Origin of the sequence: Chitinivorax sp. PXF-14 (assembly GCF_040812015.1) — a bacterium.
Lineage (GTDB): Bacteria > Pseudomonadota > Gammaproteobacteria > Burkholderiales > SCOH01 > JBFNXJ01.
The window spans coordinates 107,854-125,781 of the sequence record NZ_JBFNXJ010000008.1; the positions used below are offsets into that span (position 1 = coordinate 107,854).

General features: G+C 63.8%; 14 protein-coding genes. 4 read left to right on the forward strand and 10 right to left on the reverse strand.

The features are described from left to right. Positions 1-4: 4 nt before the first annotated feature. From ABWL39_RS11580 to smc, 10 genes are all read right to left on the reverse strand, one after another. A complete protein-coding gene (locus ABWL39_RS11580) occupies positions 5-1,072 on the reverse strand; it encodes an N-acetylneuraminate synthase family protein (RefSeq protein WP_367790824.1) in 1,068 nt (355 codons plus the stop codon). Further along, positions 1,069-2,229 (reverse strand): UDP-4-amino-4,6-dideoxy-N-acetyl-beta-L-altrosamine transaminase, encoded by a 1,161-nt coding sequence (gene pseC / locus ABWL39_RS11585; protein WP_367790827.1) that lies wholly within the window; start codon positions 2,227-2,229, stop codon positions 1,069-1,071. The genes ABWL39_RS11580 and pseC overlap by 4 nt, the downstream gene beginning before the upstream one ends. Beyond that, positions 2,226-3,221, reverse strand: coding sequence for a UDP-N-acetylglucosamine 4,6-dehydratase (inverting) (gene pseB, locus ABWL39_RS11590; protein WP_367790830.1), 996 nt, complete (start codon positions 3,219-3,221; stop codon positions 2,226-2,228). Before pseB ends, pseC begins: the two co-directional genes overlap by 4 nt. Positions 3,222-3,269: 48 nt before the next feature. Continuing rightward, positions 3,270-4,745: a tetratricopeptide repeat protein gene (locus ABWL39_RS11595; RefSeq protein ID WP_367790833.1), complete on the reverse strand. Its 1,476-nt coding sequence runs from the start codon at positions 4,743-4,745 to the stop codon at positions 3,270-3,272. A 2-nt stretch (positions 4,746-4,747) separates the two neighbouring features. Next, positions 4,748-5,290: a peptide deformylase gene (locus ABWL39_RS11600; RefSeq protein ID WP_367790837.1), complete on the reverse strand. Its 543-nt coding sequence runs from the start codon at positions 5,288-5,290 to the stop codon at positions 4,748-4,750. Beyond that, complete coding sequence (locus ABWL39_RS11605) at positions 5,280-6,026, reverse strand: S-methyl-5'-thioinosine phosphorylase (RefSeq protein WP_367790841.1); 747 nt, start codon at positions 6,024-6,026, stop codon at positions 5,280-5,282. The genes ABWL39_RS11600 and ABWL39_RS11605 overlap by 11 nt, the downstream gene beginning before the upstream one ends. Before the next feature lie 93 nt (positions 6,027-6,119). After that, positions 6,120-7,001, reverse strand: coding sequence for a UTP--glucose-1-phosphate uridylyltransferase GalU (gene galU, locus ABWL39_RS11610; protein WP_367790844.1), 882 nt, complete (start codon positions 6,999-7,001; stop codon positions 6,120-6,122). A gap of 33 nt (positions 7,002-7,034) precedes the next feature. After that, the gene (gene ligA, locus ABWL39_RS11615) at positions 7,035-9,080 is read right to left on the reverse strand and encodes an NAD-dependent DNA ligase LigA (protein ID WP_367790847.1); all 2,046 of its coding nucleotides are present in this window, start codon (positions 9,078-9,080) and stop codon (positions 7,035-7,037) included. Beyond that, entirely contained in the window at positions 9,080-10,174 is a 1,095-nt protein-coding gene (locus tag ABWL39_RS11620) for a cell division protein ZipA C-terminal FtsZ-binding domain-containing protein (protein ID WP_367790850.1), read from the reverse strand. Before ABWL39_RS11620 ends, ligA begins: the two co-directional genes overlap by 1 nt. A gap of 108 nt (positions 10,175-10,282) precedes the next feature. Beyond that, positions 10,283-13,807, reverse strand: coding sequence for a chromosome segregation protein SMC (smc, locus tag ABWL39_RS11625; RefSeq protein WP_367790853.1), 3,525 nt, complete (start codon positions 13,805-13,807; stop codon positions 10,283-10,285). Between the two features lie 206 nt (positions 13,808-14,013). On the opposite strand from smc, the gene ABWL39_RS11630 reads away from it, so the two are divergent. The 4 genes from ABWL39_RS11630 (at position 14,014) to nadA (ending at position 17,904) form a co-directional block, all read left to right on the forward strand. Next, positions 14,014-14,568 (forward strand): PilZ domain-containing protein, encoded by a 555-nt coding sequence (locus tag ABWL39_RS11630; protein WP_367790856.1) that lies wholly within the window; start codon positions 14,014-14,016, stop codon positions 14,566-14,568. Between the two features lie 106 nt (positions 14,569-14,674). Continuing rightward, entirely contained in the window at positions 14,675-15,856 is a 1,182-nt protein-coding gene (gene dapC / locus ABWL39_RS11635) for a succinyldiaminopimelate transaminase (RefSeq protein WP_367790859.1), read from the forward strand. A 76-nt stretch (positions 15,857-15,932) separates the two neighbouring features. Further along, positions 15,933-16,754 (forward strand): 2,3,4,5-tetrahydropyridine-2,6-dicarboxylate N-succinyltransferase, encoded by an 822-nt coding sequence (gene dapD / locus ABWL39_RS11640; protein WP_367790863.1) that lies wholly within the window; start codon positions 15,933-15,935, stop codon positions 16,752-16,754. Between the two features lie 229 nt (positions 16,755-16,983). Next, positions 16,984-17,904, forward strand: a complete 921-nt coding sequence (gene nadA, locus ABWL39_RS11645; protein ID WP_367790867.1) for a quinolinate synthase NadA — start codon at positions 16,984-16,986, stop codon at positions 17,902-17,904. The last annotated feature ends 24 nt before the right edge of the window (positions 17,905-17,928 follow it).

The window sequence follows — 17,928 nt, forward strand, 5'->3', positions numbered from 1 at the left end:
CGGATCAGTCGGCGAGGTCGGTGAGCTTGAGCGCGTGTCCGGCCGGCAATGCATGGACCAGTTTCATGTCGACCAGCCGTTCATACATGTCCGGGCCGATGCCGAAACCCGGGCGGCGGAACTCGACCTCGGCCTCCCCCAGACGCTGGCCAGCCTGCGCCGGCGCCTTCAGGTACACACTGCGGCGTACGCGCTGGCGCTTGGTGAGCTCCTCCGCATGCATGATCCGGCGGTGCCCCCCAAGGGCGACTTCCACATCGCGGATGGTGCGGATGAAGCCGCGCATCTCGTGCGGCTCAAGCGAAAAGATGTGCTCGACGCTGCGCGTGGCGCGGTCTTCGGTGATGGTTTTCTCGAGCAGATTGGCACCGAGCGCGAGCGCCGCGACATCCATCTCCCAGCCCGGCGTGTGGTCGGAAAACGCCACCGGATACGGAAACAGCCGCTTCAGGGTGGTGATGATGTTGAGATTGATGCTCGACAAGCGGGCCGGATAGCCGGAGGGGCACTGATGGATGATGATATTTTCGTTACCCTCGGAACGGATCACATCCACCGCCGCTTCGACCTCGCCGAGCGTCGCGCTGCCGGTGTCGAGCTGAATGCACATGCCGGTGCGGGCTGCCTTGCGGATCAGCGGAAAATGGTTGACGTCGGCCGATGCGATCTTGATCGAGGCGCAGCCGAGGTCTTCCAGCAAGGCAATATCTTCGTCGAACGACACCGTGGAGAAGAACGCCAGGTTGAGGCTGTCGCAATAGTGCTTGAGCTCGCGCCATTCGTGCTCCTGCAGACAGCGCCGGCAAAGGATCTCGTACAAGGACTCTTCGACGGTTTCCGTCTGGCCGCTGGCGCGGTCGACGAGAACCTCGTAGGAAAAGGTCAGCTGCTTGTCCGCGCACAGCCTGTCCGGGTCGAATATCTGGAATTTGACCGCATCGGCCCCCGCTTCGGCGGCGAGCTTCACCAGGCGTTTGGCGGATTCCAGGCTGTTATGGGTAGGGCCGGCTTCATAGGTGATGAAGCACGGCTCGCTATCTCCGACGTGACGATTGCCAAATGACACACTCATGCTGCTGAACTCCTCTCGATGGCGCCGAGCAGCTGCTCGACGACGTAATCCTGTTCGCTCTCCGTCAATCGCGGGTGCAAGGGCAGCGTAAGTGCCCGCTCATAGTAGTTTTCGGCTGCAGGGAAGTTACCTTGAGCAAAACCGAGCGCCTGGTAATACGGCTGCAGATGAACGGGAATGTAGTGGACGTTGACACCAATGTCGGCCGCACGCAGCGCATCGAACACCACCCTGCGCTGGCCGGCGTCGGCCAGCAACACCACGTAGAGATGCCAGGCGGGGCGGCCATGAGCCACGACGGGCAGCGTCAGCCGCGCGCCGGCCAGACGCTGGTTGTAGCGCGCGACGAGCGCACGGCGACGGGCGACAAAGTCGTCGAGGCGGGCAAGCTGCGACAAGCCCAGCGCAGCCTGCATGTCGGTCATGCGGTAGTTGTAGCCGAGTTCGAGCTGCTGGTAATGCCACTCACCGTCCGCGGCCTGCGTCATGGCAGCCGGATCACGGCTGATGCCATGGCTGCGCAGCAAGCGCATGCGTTCGGCCAGCTCGGGACGATTGCACAAGATCATGCCGCCTTCCCCGGTGGTGATGAGCTTGACCGGATGAAAACTGAATACCGTGCAATCCGCATGACTGCCATTGCCGATCTTGCCGGCTTCATCATCGCCGCCAATGGCATGCGAGGCGTCTTCCACGATGGCGAAACCGTAGCGGTCTGCCAGGCGGCGGATCTCAGCCATGTCGCAGGACTGGCCGGCGAAATGGACGGGTGCGACGACCTGCGGCAGACGCCCCGTCTGCTCGGCCTCGGCCAATTTCGATTCGAGCGCGCGGGCACAGAGGTTATAGCTGTGCGGGTCGATATCCACGAAATCGACATCGGCCCCGCACATCCGGGCCGCGTTGGCCGTGGCCACGAAGGTGTTCGGTGTCGTCCACAGCCGCTTGCCGGGCGCCAGGCCCAAGGCGAGATAGGCCAGGTGCAGGGCGGATGTGGCGCTGTTGACGGCCACAGCGTGGCCCGCACCACAGTACTGCGCCACCGCGGCTTCGAAGGCCGGCACCGCCGGCCCCTGCGTCAGCCAGTCGGAACGCAACACCTCGGCGACAGCGGCAAGATCGGCCTCGCTGATGTCCTGGCGGCCATACGGGATCATGCCGTTGCCTTATCCAGCGCGGCGATGTCCGCCTCGTCGAGAAAATGCGGATTGGTCTCGGAGCTGTATTCGAAATCGTCTGCCACGCCCTGCCCCTGTTCACCGATCTGGTTCAGCAGGTAGTTGACTTCGGCCGTGAACGAGATGGTTGGGCGAATCACGTAGTGATCATGGAATTCCAGGGTCTGGAAAGCCGCATCACGCGGCACCATCAGCTCGTGCAGCTTTTCGCCAGGGCGGATGCCGACCAGCTTGTGCGGCAACTGCGGTGCCATCACCCGGGCTAGGTCCACGATCCGGATGGAAGGAATCTTGGGGACAAAGGTTTCGCCGCCGTGCATCCGCGCAAAGTTACGCAACACGAACTCCACGCCTTGTTCCAGCGTGATCCAGAAGCGAGTCATGCGCGCATCGGTGATCGGCAATTCAGTTGCGCCATCGGCGATCAGCTTGCGGAACAAGGGCACCACTGAACCACGCGACCCCACCACGTTGCCATAGCGCACCACGGAGAAACGTGTCTTGTGGCCGCCTGCGATGTTGTTGGCCGCCACGAACAGCTTGTCGCTGAGCAGCTTGGTCGCGCCATACAGATTGATCGGGCTGGCCGCCTTGTCGGTCGACAGCGCAATCACCTTTTCCACGCCGTTTTCGATGGCGGCGTTGATGACATGCTCGGCGCCCGAGACGTTGGTACGGATGCACTCGGTTGGATTGTATTCCGCCGCCGGCACCTGCTTGAGCGCTGCGGCATGCACCACGTAGTCGATGCCACGCATGGCCTGCTTGAGGCGCTCGCCATCACGCACATCGCCAAGGAAGTAGCGCATGCACGGGGCGTTGAACTCCTGCTGCATCTCGTACTGCTTGAGTTCATCGCGCGAGAACACGACGACGCGGCGCGGTTGATAGCGTTCGAGCAGCATGCGAATGAATTTGCGCCCGAAGGAACCGGTGCCGCCGGTGATGAGAATGGCTTTGTTATCGAACATCTGTCTCCGAGCCTTCTTCTGTTTTGTCTTTGGTGGTGTTGCCCTGCGCTATTGCTGCGTGTTGGCGCTCGGCGTCAGCATGGCGTTGATGTGCCCCAGCAGGATGCGCCGGCAATTGGCCAGCATCCCAGCCCAGTCGCCGGGTTTGGCCTGCATGTGGCTGACCACGCCGGGATACCAGCGCGAGCGGTTGCCCGGCCCTTGCCAGCGCCATTCCGCCGCGTGCGGCAGCATGGCCCAGGCGGCGATGTCGAGCGCACCGGCCAGGTTCAGCACGGCCGTGTCGACCGAGATCAGCAGTTCGACATTGGCCAGCAGCGCCGCGCTGTCTTCAAAATCGTGGATGTGATCGCTCAGGTCGAGCGTCCGGCCATAGCGGGCCAGCGTGGCAAACTCATCGCGGCGGTCGATCTGCAGATTGACGAACGTCAACATCGGGACGTCGGCAAACATGGCGGCGAACTGTTCGATCGGGCAGTCGCGCTGCCTGACGCCGGCGGCGTCGGGGTTGCCAGCCCAACGCACGGCAACGCGCACCGAGTCGCGATAGGGATCGAGCAAGGCCTTCCATGCCGTCAGCTTCGGTTCGCCGGCTTGCAGATATGGGGTCAGGTTGGGCACGCTGTCGGCGGTGGTGCCGAACAGGGCGGGCAGGCTACCGAGTGCGATCTGCCAGTCGCACGGTGGCGGGGTCGCGCCGACGGGCACGAATTCGATGTCGGGAAAGCTGTTGCGGAACAGGCTGAGCAGGGATGCCGGCGCCTCGACGACCAAGCTCACGCCCTGGCCCGCAATCAGCGGCAGATAGCGGCTGAACAGGATGGCATCGCCCTGCCCTTGGTCGTTGTAGACAAAGACACGCTTCCCCTGCTCGATCTGCCCCGTCCAGCGCGGCTGAGTCAGCGTCGGCTGCACGCTCAGACGTGGGTCGAGCCGCCATTCGAACGCCTGCCAGCCAGCCGTGTAGTCCCCTGCTGCCAACAAGCTCAGAGCCAGTTGCTGGTGCGCCTGGATCAGACTCGGGTCGAGCGACAAGGCACGGCGGTAGCCGTCGGCAGCCAGCTGGAACTGGCCGAGCTGGCGATAGGCCTCGGCCAGGTTGAAATGGGACAAGGCCTGGTCCGGCTTCAATTCCGCGACCTTGGAAAGCGCCACGATGGCACCGTTGATCTCACCGAGATCGAGACAGGTCAGCCCTGCCCGCTCCAGCAGTTCGAGTGCGTCCGGCTGCAACTGGGCCGCCAGCCCAAGCATCGCCACGGCCTCGTCGTAACGGCCCGCCGCGCGGTAGAGCTCACCCAGATTGCTGGCGTAGCGGGCATTGTCGGGGGCTTTCTGATGGCAGAACTCCATCGCCTGGATGGCGTTGCTGGTTTCGCCAAGCTGAAACCAGGCGAGGCCGAATACTTCCAGCGCATTCAGATCATGGGGATCGTGATCGAGCGCGGCGGTTGCCTGCTCGATCGCGTCCTGCCAGCGCCGCTCGTTGTAGGCAGCTGTCGCGGCATCGAATGCGGGATTCATACTCATTCCTCTAACGGCAGATTGTCAGCAAACAACACATCGGCAAAGCCGAACTGGCGCAGGTCGCGGATGCGCATCGGGTACAGGATGCCCCACAGGTGGTCGCATTCGTGCTGCACCACCCTGGCGTGAAACCCGTCTACGGTACGCTCGATCGCACGTCCCCACTGATCCACGCCCGCATAGCGCAGATGACTGTAGCGCGGCACCTGCCCGCGCAGGCCCGGCACGGAAAGGCAGCCTTCCCAGTCTTCTTCCTGCTCGTCGCCAAGCGGCGTCAACACCGGGTTGCACAGCACCGTATACGGCACCGGCTCGGCATCCGGATAACGCGGGTTGGTCCGCGGTTCGCGGCTGCCGAAGATCACTACCTGCTGGCTCACACCGATCTGCGGCGCGGCGATACCTGCGCCATTGAGAGCCTTCATGGTGTCTTCCAGGTCGCGCACCAGGGCATGCAATTCGGGCGTATCGAACTGTTCGATGGGCTGCGCCCGCTGCCACAGCAGAGGCTCGCCCATCTTGAGCACGGGTTTAATCGGCATCGTGATCGACTACATATTCCAGGACGTTGCGAACATTGACGAGCGCCTGCGTGACCACACCGTCGATGGCGTTCCAGTCTATTCCTCGCCCGCCCGGATCGCGCCCGGCAGCAAAGTTGGCGACTACGCCGAGAGCTGCGTATTCGAGCCCCAACTCACGCGCCAGGGCGGCCTCGGGCATGCCCGTCATGCCGACCATATCGGCACCATCGCGCTGGAGCCGGTTGATCTCGGCGGCCGTTTCCAGCCTGGGCCCTTGCGTCGCGGCATACACGCCGCCGTCGATTGCCGGACTGCCCGCCACCTTGGCGGCCTTGAGCAGGCGGCGGCGCAGCTTATCCGAATAGGGCTCGGTGAAATCGATATGGGTCACCGGCTTCTCTCCACCTTCAAAATAGGTGAATTTGCGGCTGTAGGTGTAGTCGATGATCTGGTCAGGTACCACCAGCGCACCGGGCACCAGGTCCTCGCGGATACCGCCGACCGAGGCGATGGCGACGATGCGCTTGACCTTTTGCGACGCAAGCGCCCAGATATTGGCGCGGTAGTTGATTTCGTGCGGGGGGATGGTGTGGCCGTAACCGTGCCGTGCCAGGAACACGACATTGTGCTTCTTGATGTGCCCGAAGGTCAGCGCGCCGGAAGGCTCGCCATAAGGCGTGCGGATCACCTGCCGATGAGTGATCTCGAGATTGGCGAGCTGGGTCATGCCCGTGCCGCCGATAATCGCAAGCATTCGATCTCCTCAATATTCTGATCGTTTGCAGGATTATCGGCGGTTTCTCACCGGAGCGCCAGTAGCGGCGCGGGTTGCCGCGTTTTCGGCGGCTTAGTTGGACCAGTCGCAGTGATGTTCCTTGAGGAAGGCCGAGAACTCGGGGCCGACCTCCGGGTGCTTCAGGCCATACTCGATCGTCGCCTTCAGGTAGCCGAGTTTGGAGCCGCAGTCATAACGGACGCCCTCAAACTCCTGGGCGAACACCGCCTCGTATTTGAGCAGTGCGGCGATGCCGTCGGTCAGCTGGATTTCGCCACCCGCGCCTGGCTGCACATTGAGCAGCATGTCGAAGATGCGCGGCGTGAGAATGTAGCGGCCGACCACGCCGAGGGTGGACGGCGACTCTTCGGGCTTGGGCTTCTCGACGATCGAGCGCACGCGGTGAACATCGGGCTTTTCTTCATCGACGGCAACGATGCCGTAGGAGCTGGTTTCTTCGCGCTTGACGTTCTGCACGCCAAGGATCGAGCAATGGCAGCGGTCGAACTCCTCGACCATCTGCTGCATGACCGGCTTGTTGGCGTCACACAGGTCGTCCGCGAGGATGACGGCGAACGGCTCATTGCCGACCACCGGCTGCGCGCACAGCACGGCGTGGCCGAGGCCCAGTGCCTCCGGCTGGCGAATGTAGACGCAGGTAATGTTCTTGGGGATGATCGAGCGGACGATATCGAGCATCTTCTGCTTGTTGCGCATTTCGAGCTCGGTCTCGAGCTCGTAAGCCTTGTCGAAATGATCTTCGATCGAACGCTTGTTGCGACCCGTGATGAAGATCATCTCGGTGATGCCCGCGCGCACCGCTTCTTCGACGGCGTACTGGATCAGCGGCTTGTCGACGATCGACATCATCTCCTTCGGGCTCGCCTTGGTGGCGGGCAGGAAACGAGTCCCCATACCGGCGACTGGAAACACCGCTTTTCTGACTTTCTGCATTCTTGTATTCCCCTAAATTTGATCAAGCAAACGTTAATTATTTGTCATATTAAGTAACTCAAGCAAGCCCTCTTCGTCAACCACATTGACGCCCAGTTCTTGAGCTTTACTCAGTTTGCTCCCCGCATCCGCCCCGGCGACCACGTAATCCGTCTTCTTCGAAACACTACCGGACACCTTGCCGCCAACGGCCTCTATCTTCTCTTTTGCCTCGTCACGACTCATGTTCGGCAGAGTGCCGGTCAGCACGAACACCTTGCCAGCCAATGGGCTCGTGGCGGCAGCCTGGGCCGCCATCACCGGCCAGCTGACACCAGCTGCACGCAACTGTTCGACCACCTCGACGTTGTGCGGCTCATCGAAGAAGTCGCGTATGCTCTGCGCCACCACAGGGCCGACATCGGGCACCTGCAGCAGCTGGTCGACGTTGGCCTTGATCAGCGCGTCGATGTCGCCGAAATGGCGCGCCAGGTCCTTGGCCGTCGCCTCGCCAACATTGCGGATGCCCAGTGCGTAGATGAAGCGCGGCAGGCTGGTCTGACGGCTCTTGTCGATGGCGGCCAGCAGGTTGGCTGCCGACTTCTCGGCCATGCGCTCCAGTTCGGCCAGCTTGAGCAGGCCGATCTTGTAGAGATCGGCCGGTGTTCTGACCAGGCCGATATCGACGAGCTGATCGACGAGCTTGTCGCCGAGGCCCTCGATATCCATCGCGCGGCGCTGGGCGAAGTGCAGCAGCGCCTGCTTGCGCTGGGCCGAGCAGAACAGCCCGCCGCTGCAGCGCGTTACGGCGCCACCCTCTTCCTTCACCACATGCGAGCCGCACACCGGGCACGCCGTGAGCATGACGAACGGGTCATGCAAGGGCTCGCCACCAAACAGGTCCTTGCTCGGGCGGTGCTCCAGCAACACCCTCACGACCTCGGGGATCACGTCGCCGGCGCGGCGCACGACGACGGTATCACCCACGCGCACGTCCTTGCGCAGCACCTCGTCTTCGTTGTGCAGCGTCGCGTTGGTCACCGTCACTCCGCCGACGAAGACGGGCTTGAGGCGGGCAACCGGGGTCAGGGCACCGGTGCGGCCAACCTGGATGTCGATCGCCTCGACCGTGGTGGTGGCCTCTTCCGCCGGGTATTTGTGCGCGATCGCGAAGCGCGGCGCGCGCGAGACGAAGCCAAGGGTAGTCTGGTAATCGCTGCGATCGACCTTGTACACCACGCCGTCGATGTCGAACGGCAAGCCTGCCCGCCTGGTGCCGATCTCCCGGTAATAGCCAAGCAGGCCATCAGGCCCCGTGACCGTGCGCCGCAACTCGCAAACGGGCAGGTGCAGCGCCTGGAGCCAGTCCATCATGGCCGTCTGCGTCGCGAAGGTGGGGCCACCGTCCATCTCGCCCAGGTTGTAGGCGAAGAAGGTCAGGCGGCGGCTGGCGGTGATGCGGGAATCGAGCTGGCGCAGGCTGCCGGCGGCCGCGTTGCGCGGGTTGGCAAAGAGCTTGTCGCCGCGGGCTTCCTGGTCGCGATTGAGGCGCTCGAAATCGGCCTTCTGCATCAGCACTTCGCCACGGATCTCGACCATGGCCGGTGGCGCATCGGTAGCCAGCATCAAGGGTATCGAGCGGATGGTGCGGATATTGGCCGTGACATCCTCACCTGTGTAGCCATCGCCGCGCGTCGCAGCCTGCTTGAGCACGCCGTCGACATAGGTCAGGCTGATCGCCAGCCCGTCGAACTTGGGGCCGACTTCATAGGCGATCTCGTCGTGCCCCACGGCATCGCGCACGCGTTTGTCGAAGGCGGCGATGTCCTCATCGCTGAAGGCATTGTTGAGCGACAGCATCGGAGTGCGATGGGTGATCGAACCGAATGCCGCAAGCGGTTTGCCGCCGACGCGCTGCGTCGGCGAATCCGGGGTCAGCAGCGCGGGATATTGTGCTTCGAGCGCCTGCAACTCGCGGAACAGGCCGTCGTACTCGTTGTCTGAAATCTCCGGCGCATCGAGCACGTAATAGCGATAGTTGTGGTGTTCGAGTGCCGCGTGCAGCTCTGCCGCACGGGCCTGGGCGTCCAGCGCCGGCATCACGCGAACAACCGCAGCGCGGTGGCACTACCGGGAGCAATGCCGCGCAGTTCCATGCGGCGATAGATATCGGCCAGCTGGCGGCGGATCGCGCCGATACCCTGCTCGTTGAGCGGGCGGCGATTGTCGTCGACCAGCTCGCCGTCGAGCGAATCGGCCAGGTGGCGGGCCAACACCACGACGCGATCGAACACTGGTGCCCCACCCACCACGCGCGGTACATCGAACAGCAGCGTCACGGCGTTGACCTTCATCTGGCGGATGGTGGCCGACGAGAACGATTCCTGTCCGAGGTTGCACAGCGAGAACAGGGTCTGGCCGGCATCGTTCTGGAAGTGGAACAGGCCATCCTCGCCGAGCGACATGCCCGCGGCCTCGCATAGCGAGCGTATCTTGGTGGCGGGGAACGGCGTGCCGTCGCGGCTGACGATGTTGAGGCCGATCAACACGTCGACATCGGCACAGAAGGCGTCGAGATCGGCGGCCGTGGTCAGCGCCGGTGTGCGCTGCGGCAGATCGACGACGGCGCCGGCATCTTCACCGAGCTGGCGCATGATGCGCACGAACTCGAGCATCTGGCTGTCGTCGACCGGGCCTTTGCGGTCCGCCAGCTGCAGCCCCACGCGCAGCTGGGTCAGGTTGGCGCCGCTGCCGGGGTTGACCGGCATCCAGCCATTTTCTTCCACCAGGCCCATCCAGCGTACCGGCTTGCCGATCTTGCCGGCGTCTTCGATGGCCAGCTGCAGGCTGCGCGCATTCAGCGCCTCGCTCGGGTGCAGCTCGGCGATATAGTCGATCGCGCTGTCGAGCACGGTATCGGGCCTAGCCGAGGTGACGGTCTCGACAGCGGGGGCCGCCAGGACGGGCTCCGGCGACGGCGCCTGCGTGGCGAGGCTGGGCTCCAGCCGTGGGGTGTCTTGCGAGGCCCGCGCGGCGGTCTTGGGTTTCCGCTCGAGCAGGACATCCTGGCTCGGCTTTTCAAAGGCTTGCTCGGCCTTGCGGCGGAAGCTGCGCTCCTGCCACCAGTTCAGGGCCCACACGCCACCGACGATTCCGACGGCGGCAATGATCAGGGCAATATTCAAATCGCTCATGTATGGCTACTAAGGTAAGTGCAACGTTTATCTGTATTTTCCGTTATTGCGCGCGGCCCCGACAACTACTTTAGAGTTTGCTGAATTGACGGCTGCCGCGAGTTTCGCTCACGCCGGGGCGGCTTCGCGCATCGACAGGGCCTCTTCGATATCAACTGCCACGACCCGCGACACGCCTTTCTCCTGCATGGTGATGCCGACCAGCTGATCGGCCATCTCCATGGTGATCTTGTTGTGGCTGATGTACAAAAACTGCGTGGCCATCGACATGCGCTTGACCATTTCGCAGAAACGACCGGTATTGGCGTCGTCGAGCGGCGCATCGACCTCGTCGAGCAGGCAGAACGGTGCCGGGTTGAGCTGGAACAGCGAAAACACCAGGCTCAGCGCCGTCAGCGCCTTCTCGCCGCCTGACAGCAGGTGGATCGTGCTGTTCTTCTTGCCCGGCGGCTGGGCAATCACCTGCACGCCCGCATCGAGTATGGTCTCGCCGGTCATCACGAGCCGCGCCTGGCCGCCGCCGAACAGCAGCGGGAACAGCTCGGTCATCGAGGCATTGACCTTATCGAAGGTCGATTGCAATAGTTCGCTCGACTCCTTGTCGATCTTGCGAATCGCTGCTTCGAGCATCTCCATGGCTTCGAGCAGGTCGACCGCCTGGGTATCGAGGAACTGCTTGCGCGTGCGCGACTCGTCCAGCTCCTGCATCGCCGCCAGGTTGACCGCGCCAAGCGAGTTGATCTGCTGTGTCAGGCTGCCGATCTGCCCCACCAGCGAGCCGACCTTGCTGCCCGGTGCCAGCAGGTGCTGCAGCGCTGCCTCGTCGGCGTTGGCATCGGCGAGCTCTTGCGAGAAGCGCTCGACTGCCAGCCTCGCCTCCTGCTCCTTGAGCCTGAGCTCGTTGATGCGCTCGCGCAGCGGATCGAGGCTGTGTTCGATGCGCATCTTGTCCGCCTCGAGCTCGCGCAGCCGGTTGGTGGCGTGGCCCACCGTGTCGCGCGCGCGCGCCAGCTCGACTTCGCGCTCGGCGCGGCGGTTCAGCGCACTCTGGATCGATTCGTCAAGCACGGTCGGGTCGAAGCCTTCGAGCTCGATCTGCAATTCCTCGACACGGGCGGTCAGCTCTTCGCGTTGATCGCCATGCCCGCGCGCCACGTTGTCGAGCTCGATCAGCTTGTTTTGCGCCGTCTTCAGCTGGAACTCGGCTTCGCGCGCCTCGCGTTCGGCCTCGCGCAACTGGCCGCGAGCACGCTCCAGCGCCGCTTCCTGGCTCGCTCGCGCGGTCCTGGCACTGTCCAGTGCCTCGGCGAGCGCGTTGACCTGCTCGTCCAGCTCCTCGCGGCGATAGTCCGCCTCGCCGCGCGACTCGGTTTCGATGGCGATCGACGCCCCCACCTCGTCGAGTTCGCTGCGAATCTGCTCGCCACGCTGGGTCACGCGCTCCGTGGCCTGCTGCTGCCTGACCAGGTCGAGTTGCAGCTGATGCAGGCGGTGCGCAGTCTGGTCGCTGTCCTGGCGCAGGCGTTGGTAATCGGCCTGATTGGCACCGTGGGCCTGCTCGGCCTGCGTTTGCGCCGCCCGGGCGCCATGCAGCTGCGCCTGCAGGCCGACGATGTCGCTTTCCAGCTGCTCGATCTCGCGCTGCCGGGCGATCATGCCGGACATCGCATTGTCGGGCGCAAAAAAACGCACGCTATGGCGGGTGGCAATCAGCCCGTTGCGCGTCACCAGGCAGCTGCCGACGGGCAGCGCTGCCTGCTGGGCCGCCAGCTGGGCGTCGTCGTCGCAGCAGTAAACCATGGCCAGCCAGTCGGCCAGTACACCGCCAACCGCGCCGTCACGGCAACGTAAACGGTGCTGTAACGATGCCAGATCGGCCGGCTCGGGCATCGTACCTGCCGCCACCGGGGCGCCCGGCGCGTAAAGCGTTAACCGGCCCGGCGCCGGCTCGTCGATCAGCGCCGCCCACTGCGCCTGCCCTGCAGGCAAGGCCTGGAGCCGATCCTGGAGCACCGCTTCGAGCGCGGTCTCCCAGCCGGCATCGACCTCGACGGATTGCCACAGGCGGCTCAAGCCTTCGAGCCCATGGCGTTTGAGCCAGATGCCGAGCTGCTGATCCTGATCGACCTGCTTCTGCAACTTGCCGAGTGCCGCGCACTGCGCTTCGGCCCGCGTCAGCGCCTGCTGCGTCTGCTGCGTGGCAAGCTGTGCCTCGCGCCGCGCATGGTCGAGCGCGGGCAGCGCCTCCTGCAGCGTCAGCAGGCCCTCTTCGAGCATCAGCCGGCGCTCCTCGTACTCGGCCACCTCGGCCTCGGCGCCCTCCAGCGCGGCGGTATCGACCGCGGGCAAGGTGCCCAGCTCCTGCTTCAGCCTATCCCGCCGTTGCTCCAGCTGCTGGATGGCCTTGAGCGCGTGGTTGCGATTGGCGGCCTCAAGCTCGCGCGCCTGCTGCGCCTGCGCGAGCTTGGCCTGGATCTCGCTGAACGACTGCTGCACCGAGCGGAACTGCGTTTCGGCCTCGGGCAGCGCATCGTTGGCCGTGAACAGCCGCTCCTGGCCGATCTCCACCCGCTCCTGGGCGATCTCGATCTCGCCGCGCCAGTGGGTCAGCAGCTCCTGCGTGGTGTGGGTATGCTGATCGAGCTGGGCCAGCTGGTTGCGGAACTGCGTGATCTGGTTACCGATGCGGCTGCGGCTGTCCTTGAGGTGGACGATCTGCTGTTCGAGCCGCGCCACCTCGGCGTTGGCTTCGTACAGGCGTCCCTGTGCATTGTGCAGCTCATCCGACGCGCTGAAATGAGTCTCGCGCAGTTGCTCGAGCTGCGCCTCGGTATCGCGCAAGCCGGCCGTGGCTGCTTCCAGCTCGTTGACGGCGACGCCGATATCGCGCGCCAGCCTTTCCTGCTCTTTCTGTGCGTCCTGCTTGCGCAGCAAGGCCAGCAAGTTCTGCGTATTGTCGAGCGTCATGCGCAGCTGCTGGTACTTTTCGGCGACTTCGGCCTGCACCGCGAGTTTTTCGAGCTGGGTTTCGAGCTCCTGGCGGATGTCGTCGACACGGGTGAGATTGTCGCGCGTGTCGTTCAGGCGGCTCTCGGTTTCCTTGCGGCGCTCCTTGTATTTTGAGACCCCGGCCGCCTCTTCGAGGAACACGCGCAGCTCTTCCGGCCGCGCCTCGATGATGCGCGAGATCATGCCCTGCTCGATCACCGCGTAGCCGCGCGTGCCGACGCCGGTGCCGAGGAACAGGTCCTGGATGTCGCGGCGGCGGCAGGTGATGTTGTTGATGTAGTAGCTCGATTCGCCCTGGCGCGTCAGCACGCGCTTGATCGAGATTTCGGCATATTGCGACCACTGCCCCGACGCTCGCCCCAGGCTGTTGTCGAACACCAGCTCGACCGAGGCGCGACCAACCGGCTTGCGGTGATCGGAGCCATTGAAGATGACATCCTGCATCGATTCGCCACGCAACTGCTTGGCCGACGATTCGCCCAGCACCCAGCGCACCGCGTCGATCACATTCGACTTGCCGCAACCGTTGGGGCCGACCACGGCGACGAGTTGCCCTGGCACCGGGATGTGGGTCGGGTCGACAAAGGATTTGAAACCGGCAAGCTTGACTTGGGTGAGGCGCACGGCGGGGCGGTGACAGGCAAATGGGCAAGCCGCATTGTAGTTTCTCGCTCGCCCGGAATACAACCGCCGGCCGCCGCCGGGTCGCGCCCGCGCAGCACCGCCCACGGCACCGCGACGTTGGCATATGCGGCGCCCCGGAGATAGCCGCCATGCCGCTTCTGGGCTAGACTACAAGCGCAATACCCTTCATTTTTCAGCCTGCCGCCATGTCCACCTCCCACCTGCCGGAAAGCGTTACCCTCGACCTGTGGGCGCCGCTCACCAGCCAAGCCCTGCCGGACCATTGGCCCGCCTTGCTGGACGGCTGGATGCGTGGCAACCAGATCCTGCTGTCAGGCCTTGATGCCATCGAGACCGGCGCCAGCGAGCACGAGCTGGACTCGGCTTCAGCCAGCCAGATCGAGCGCGTCGAGGCCAAGCTGAACCTGACCCTGCACCTGATCGGCAGCCTGCTCGCCCAGCAGCAGCCGATGGCAACGCCGCGCACGGTGCGGTTTTCCGCGCACGGCGCAGAATGGCTGGCGCACGAGCAATACGCCAGGGGCACGCAACTGCTGCTGTCGATAGGCTTGTCGGAACAGGTGCCACAGCCGCTGATCCTGCCCGCCGAGGTGGTCCACATCGAGGCCTCGGCTGCTGGCGGCTGGCTCATCACCGTGCTGTTCCAGCATTTGAGCGAAGCCGTCGCCAATGGCCTCGGGCGCTCGGTGTTCCGCCGCCACCGGCGTGCCATCCAGGCACGCCACAGCGGGCAGCGCTGACCGCCTTATCGTCGTTTGCCATGCCGATAGTGCTGTCGGTTATTTGGGACAAGCCCGGTTTGCCCAATATAATGGCAGGCTTTTGTCCGTATTCTGGCCTGACAACGTGAATCCCAGCCTGCAAGCGCTTCAGCCCTACCCGTTCCAGAAACTGCGCGAGTTGTTCAAGGGCGTGACACCCAATCCAGCCCTCAAGTCCATCAACCTGTCGATCGGCGAGCCCAAGCACGCCACGCCGCCGCTGGTGCTCGACGCGCTGACCGCCAACTTCTCCGGCCTGTCGGCCTACCCGACGACACAGGGCTCCGATGCGCTGCGCCAGTCGATCGCCGCCTGGATCAAGCGCCGCTACGGCGTCACGCTCGATGCGGCGCGCGAGATTCTGCCCGTCAACGGTTCGCGCGAGGCGCTGTTCTCGTTTGCCCAGGCCGTGGTCGATCGCAGCCAGCCCGATCCAGTCGTGCTGTCGCCCAATCCGTTCTATCAGATCTATGAAGGTGCGGCCTTGCTGGCCGGTGCCACGCCTTACTATGTGAACACCACCGCCGAAACAGGCTACCTGCCCGACTGGCAGGCCGTGCCCGAATCGGTATGGCAGCGCACGCAGCTGGTCTATGTGTGCTCGCCAGGCAACCCGACCGGCGCGGTGATGGGTCTCGATGGCTGGCGCGAGCTGTTCGCGTTGTCGGATCGCTTCGGCTTTGTCATTGCCTCCGACGAATGCTATTCCGAAATCTATTTCGACACGCCGCCGCTCGGCGCGCTCGAAGCCGCCCAGCAACTGGGCCGCAGCGACTGGCGCCGGCTGGTGGTATTCAGCAGCCTGTCGAAGCGCTCGAACGTGCCCGGCATGCGCTCGGGCTTCGTCGCCGGCGACACCGCACTGCTCGAAGGCTTCCTGCTCTACCGCACCTATCATGGCTGCGCCATGAGCCCGACGGTGCAGGCAGCGAGTGCCGTGGCCTGGGCCGACGAATCCCATGTCGAGGATAACCGCCGCCAGTACGCCGAGAAGTTCGACGCGGTGCTGCCCATCATCCAGCAGGCGCTGCCGGCCAGCCGTCCCGACGCGGCGTTCTACCTGTGGGTGCCAACCACTGCAGACGATGCCGAGTTTGCGCGTGGCCTGTACGAACGGTGTAATGTAACGGTATTGCCGGGCAGCTATCTGGCGCGCGGCGCCCACGGCGTCAACCCAGGCAGCCAGTACGTGCGCATCGCCCTGGTCGCGCCGCTGGCCGAATGCGTGGAAGCCGCACAGCGCATTGTCGGCTACGTCAATTCATAACAATAAGCATCACGAACGCCACCAAACAGGTTTCCCCATGACATCGATCCACATTCAACCCAATCCAGGAAATGCCATGCACCCGATTCAGCCCCTCATCGAAGCCGCGTTCGAAGACCGCGCCAACATTACCCCCGCGACCGTTTCCGCCGAGCTGAAGTCGGCCATCAACCAGGTCATCAACGAGCTCGACCAGGGCCGCCTGCGCGTGGCCGAGAAGATCGAAGGCCAATGGGTGGTCAACCAGTGGGTGAAGAAGGCCGTGCTGCTGTCCTTCCGCATCAACGACAACGTGCCGCTCGACGGCGGCTGCACCCAATACTACGACAAGGTGCCGAGCAAGTTCGCCGACTACAGCGAGGCCAACTTCAAGGAAGGTGGCTTCCGCGTCGTGCCCAATGCCGTGGCGCGCCGCGGCAGCTTCATCGGCAAGAACGTGGTGCTGATGCCGTCCTATGTCAACATTGGCGCCTTCGTCGATGAAGGCACCATGGTCGACACCTGGGCTACCGTCGGTTCCTGCGCACAGATCGGCAAGAACGTCCATCTGTCCGGCGGTGTCGGCATCGGCGGCGTGCTCGAGCCGCTGCAGGCCAACCCCACCATCATCGAGGACAACTGCTTCATCGGTGCGCGCTCCGAGGTCGTCGAAGGCGTCATCGTCGAAGAAGGCTCGGTGATCTCGATGGGCGTCTACATCGGCCAGTCGACCAAGATCTACGACCGCGAGACCGGTGAAGTGACTTACGGCCGCATCCCGGCGGGCTCGGTAGTCGTGTCGGGCAATCTGCCCTCGGCCGACGGCAAGTACAGCCTCTATTGCGCCGTGATCGTGAAGAAGGTCGATGCCAAGACCCGCGGCAAGGTCGGCATCAACGAGCTGCTGCGCGGCATCTGATGCGCTCTCAGCGATGAAGAAGACCGCCGCGAGGCGGTCTTCTGCTTTCCGGCCCGCAACCAACGGGCTGGATGCGGGTCTCAATCGATAGCGATGGCATGGCAATTCTGCTATCGTTGCGCGACTTTGCTGCGGTACAGCACGGGGATTCCGTGGCGGCAAAGGCGGTCAAAACTTAAAGCCTTACTTGCAGGATGGACTGCAAGACATTGATATAGGAGGATTTCCTATGGCCAAGAAAGTGGTCACGCTCGCCCATTACTACACCACGCCCGAGATCCAGCAGATGGCGGACAAGGTGGGCGACAGTCTCGAACTCTCCCTCTTCGCCCGCGACGCCGAGGCCGACATCATCGTCTTCGCCGGTGTGCGCTTCATGGCGGAGACTGCGAAAATCCTGAATCCGCAAGCGACGGTCATCCTGCCTGACCGTGGCTCGACCTGTTCCCTGGTGGAGCAGACCGACGTCGCCCAGCTCAAGGCCTGGCGTGAGTCCCACCCCGATCACGTACACGTGTCGTACATCAACTCGAGCGCCGAGCACAAGGCGCTGTCGGACTGGATCGTCACCAGCCGCAACGTCGACGACATCATCGCCAGCCTCTACGCCGACGGCAAGAAGGTGATCTTCAGCCCTGACCGCAATATGGGCGCCTATCTGAACTTCCAGTACGGCTACGACATGCCGTTGTGGTCGGCAGTCTGCGAGGTGCACGACAAGTTCAACGAGGACGCGCTCAACGCGGGCTTCGCCGAGGCCGGCGACAAGATGCATTACCTGATCGCCCACCCCGAGAGCCCGTTGCCGGTGCTCAAGCGCGCCGACTATGTCGGCTCAACCAGCGGCATGTTGAACTGGGTGAAGCAATACGACCGCGAAGCCGACGGCGTGATCTTCGTCGCGACCGAAGACGGCATCCTGTACAACATGAAGCAGGCGCGGCCGGATCTCGACATCCGCCAGGCACCGATCTACGCGGGTTGCCAGTGCAATTCCTGCCCCTACATGAAGCTCAACACCATCGAGGCGGTCAAACGCGCGCAACAAGGCGAGGGTATAAGGATCGATTACCTCAGCGAGGCGCAGATGGATGCGGCAAGATTGCCGATCGAGCGCATGCTGGAATTCTCACAGCGCTACTACGCCTGATCAGACCAAGGCGGCCCGATGGCC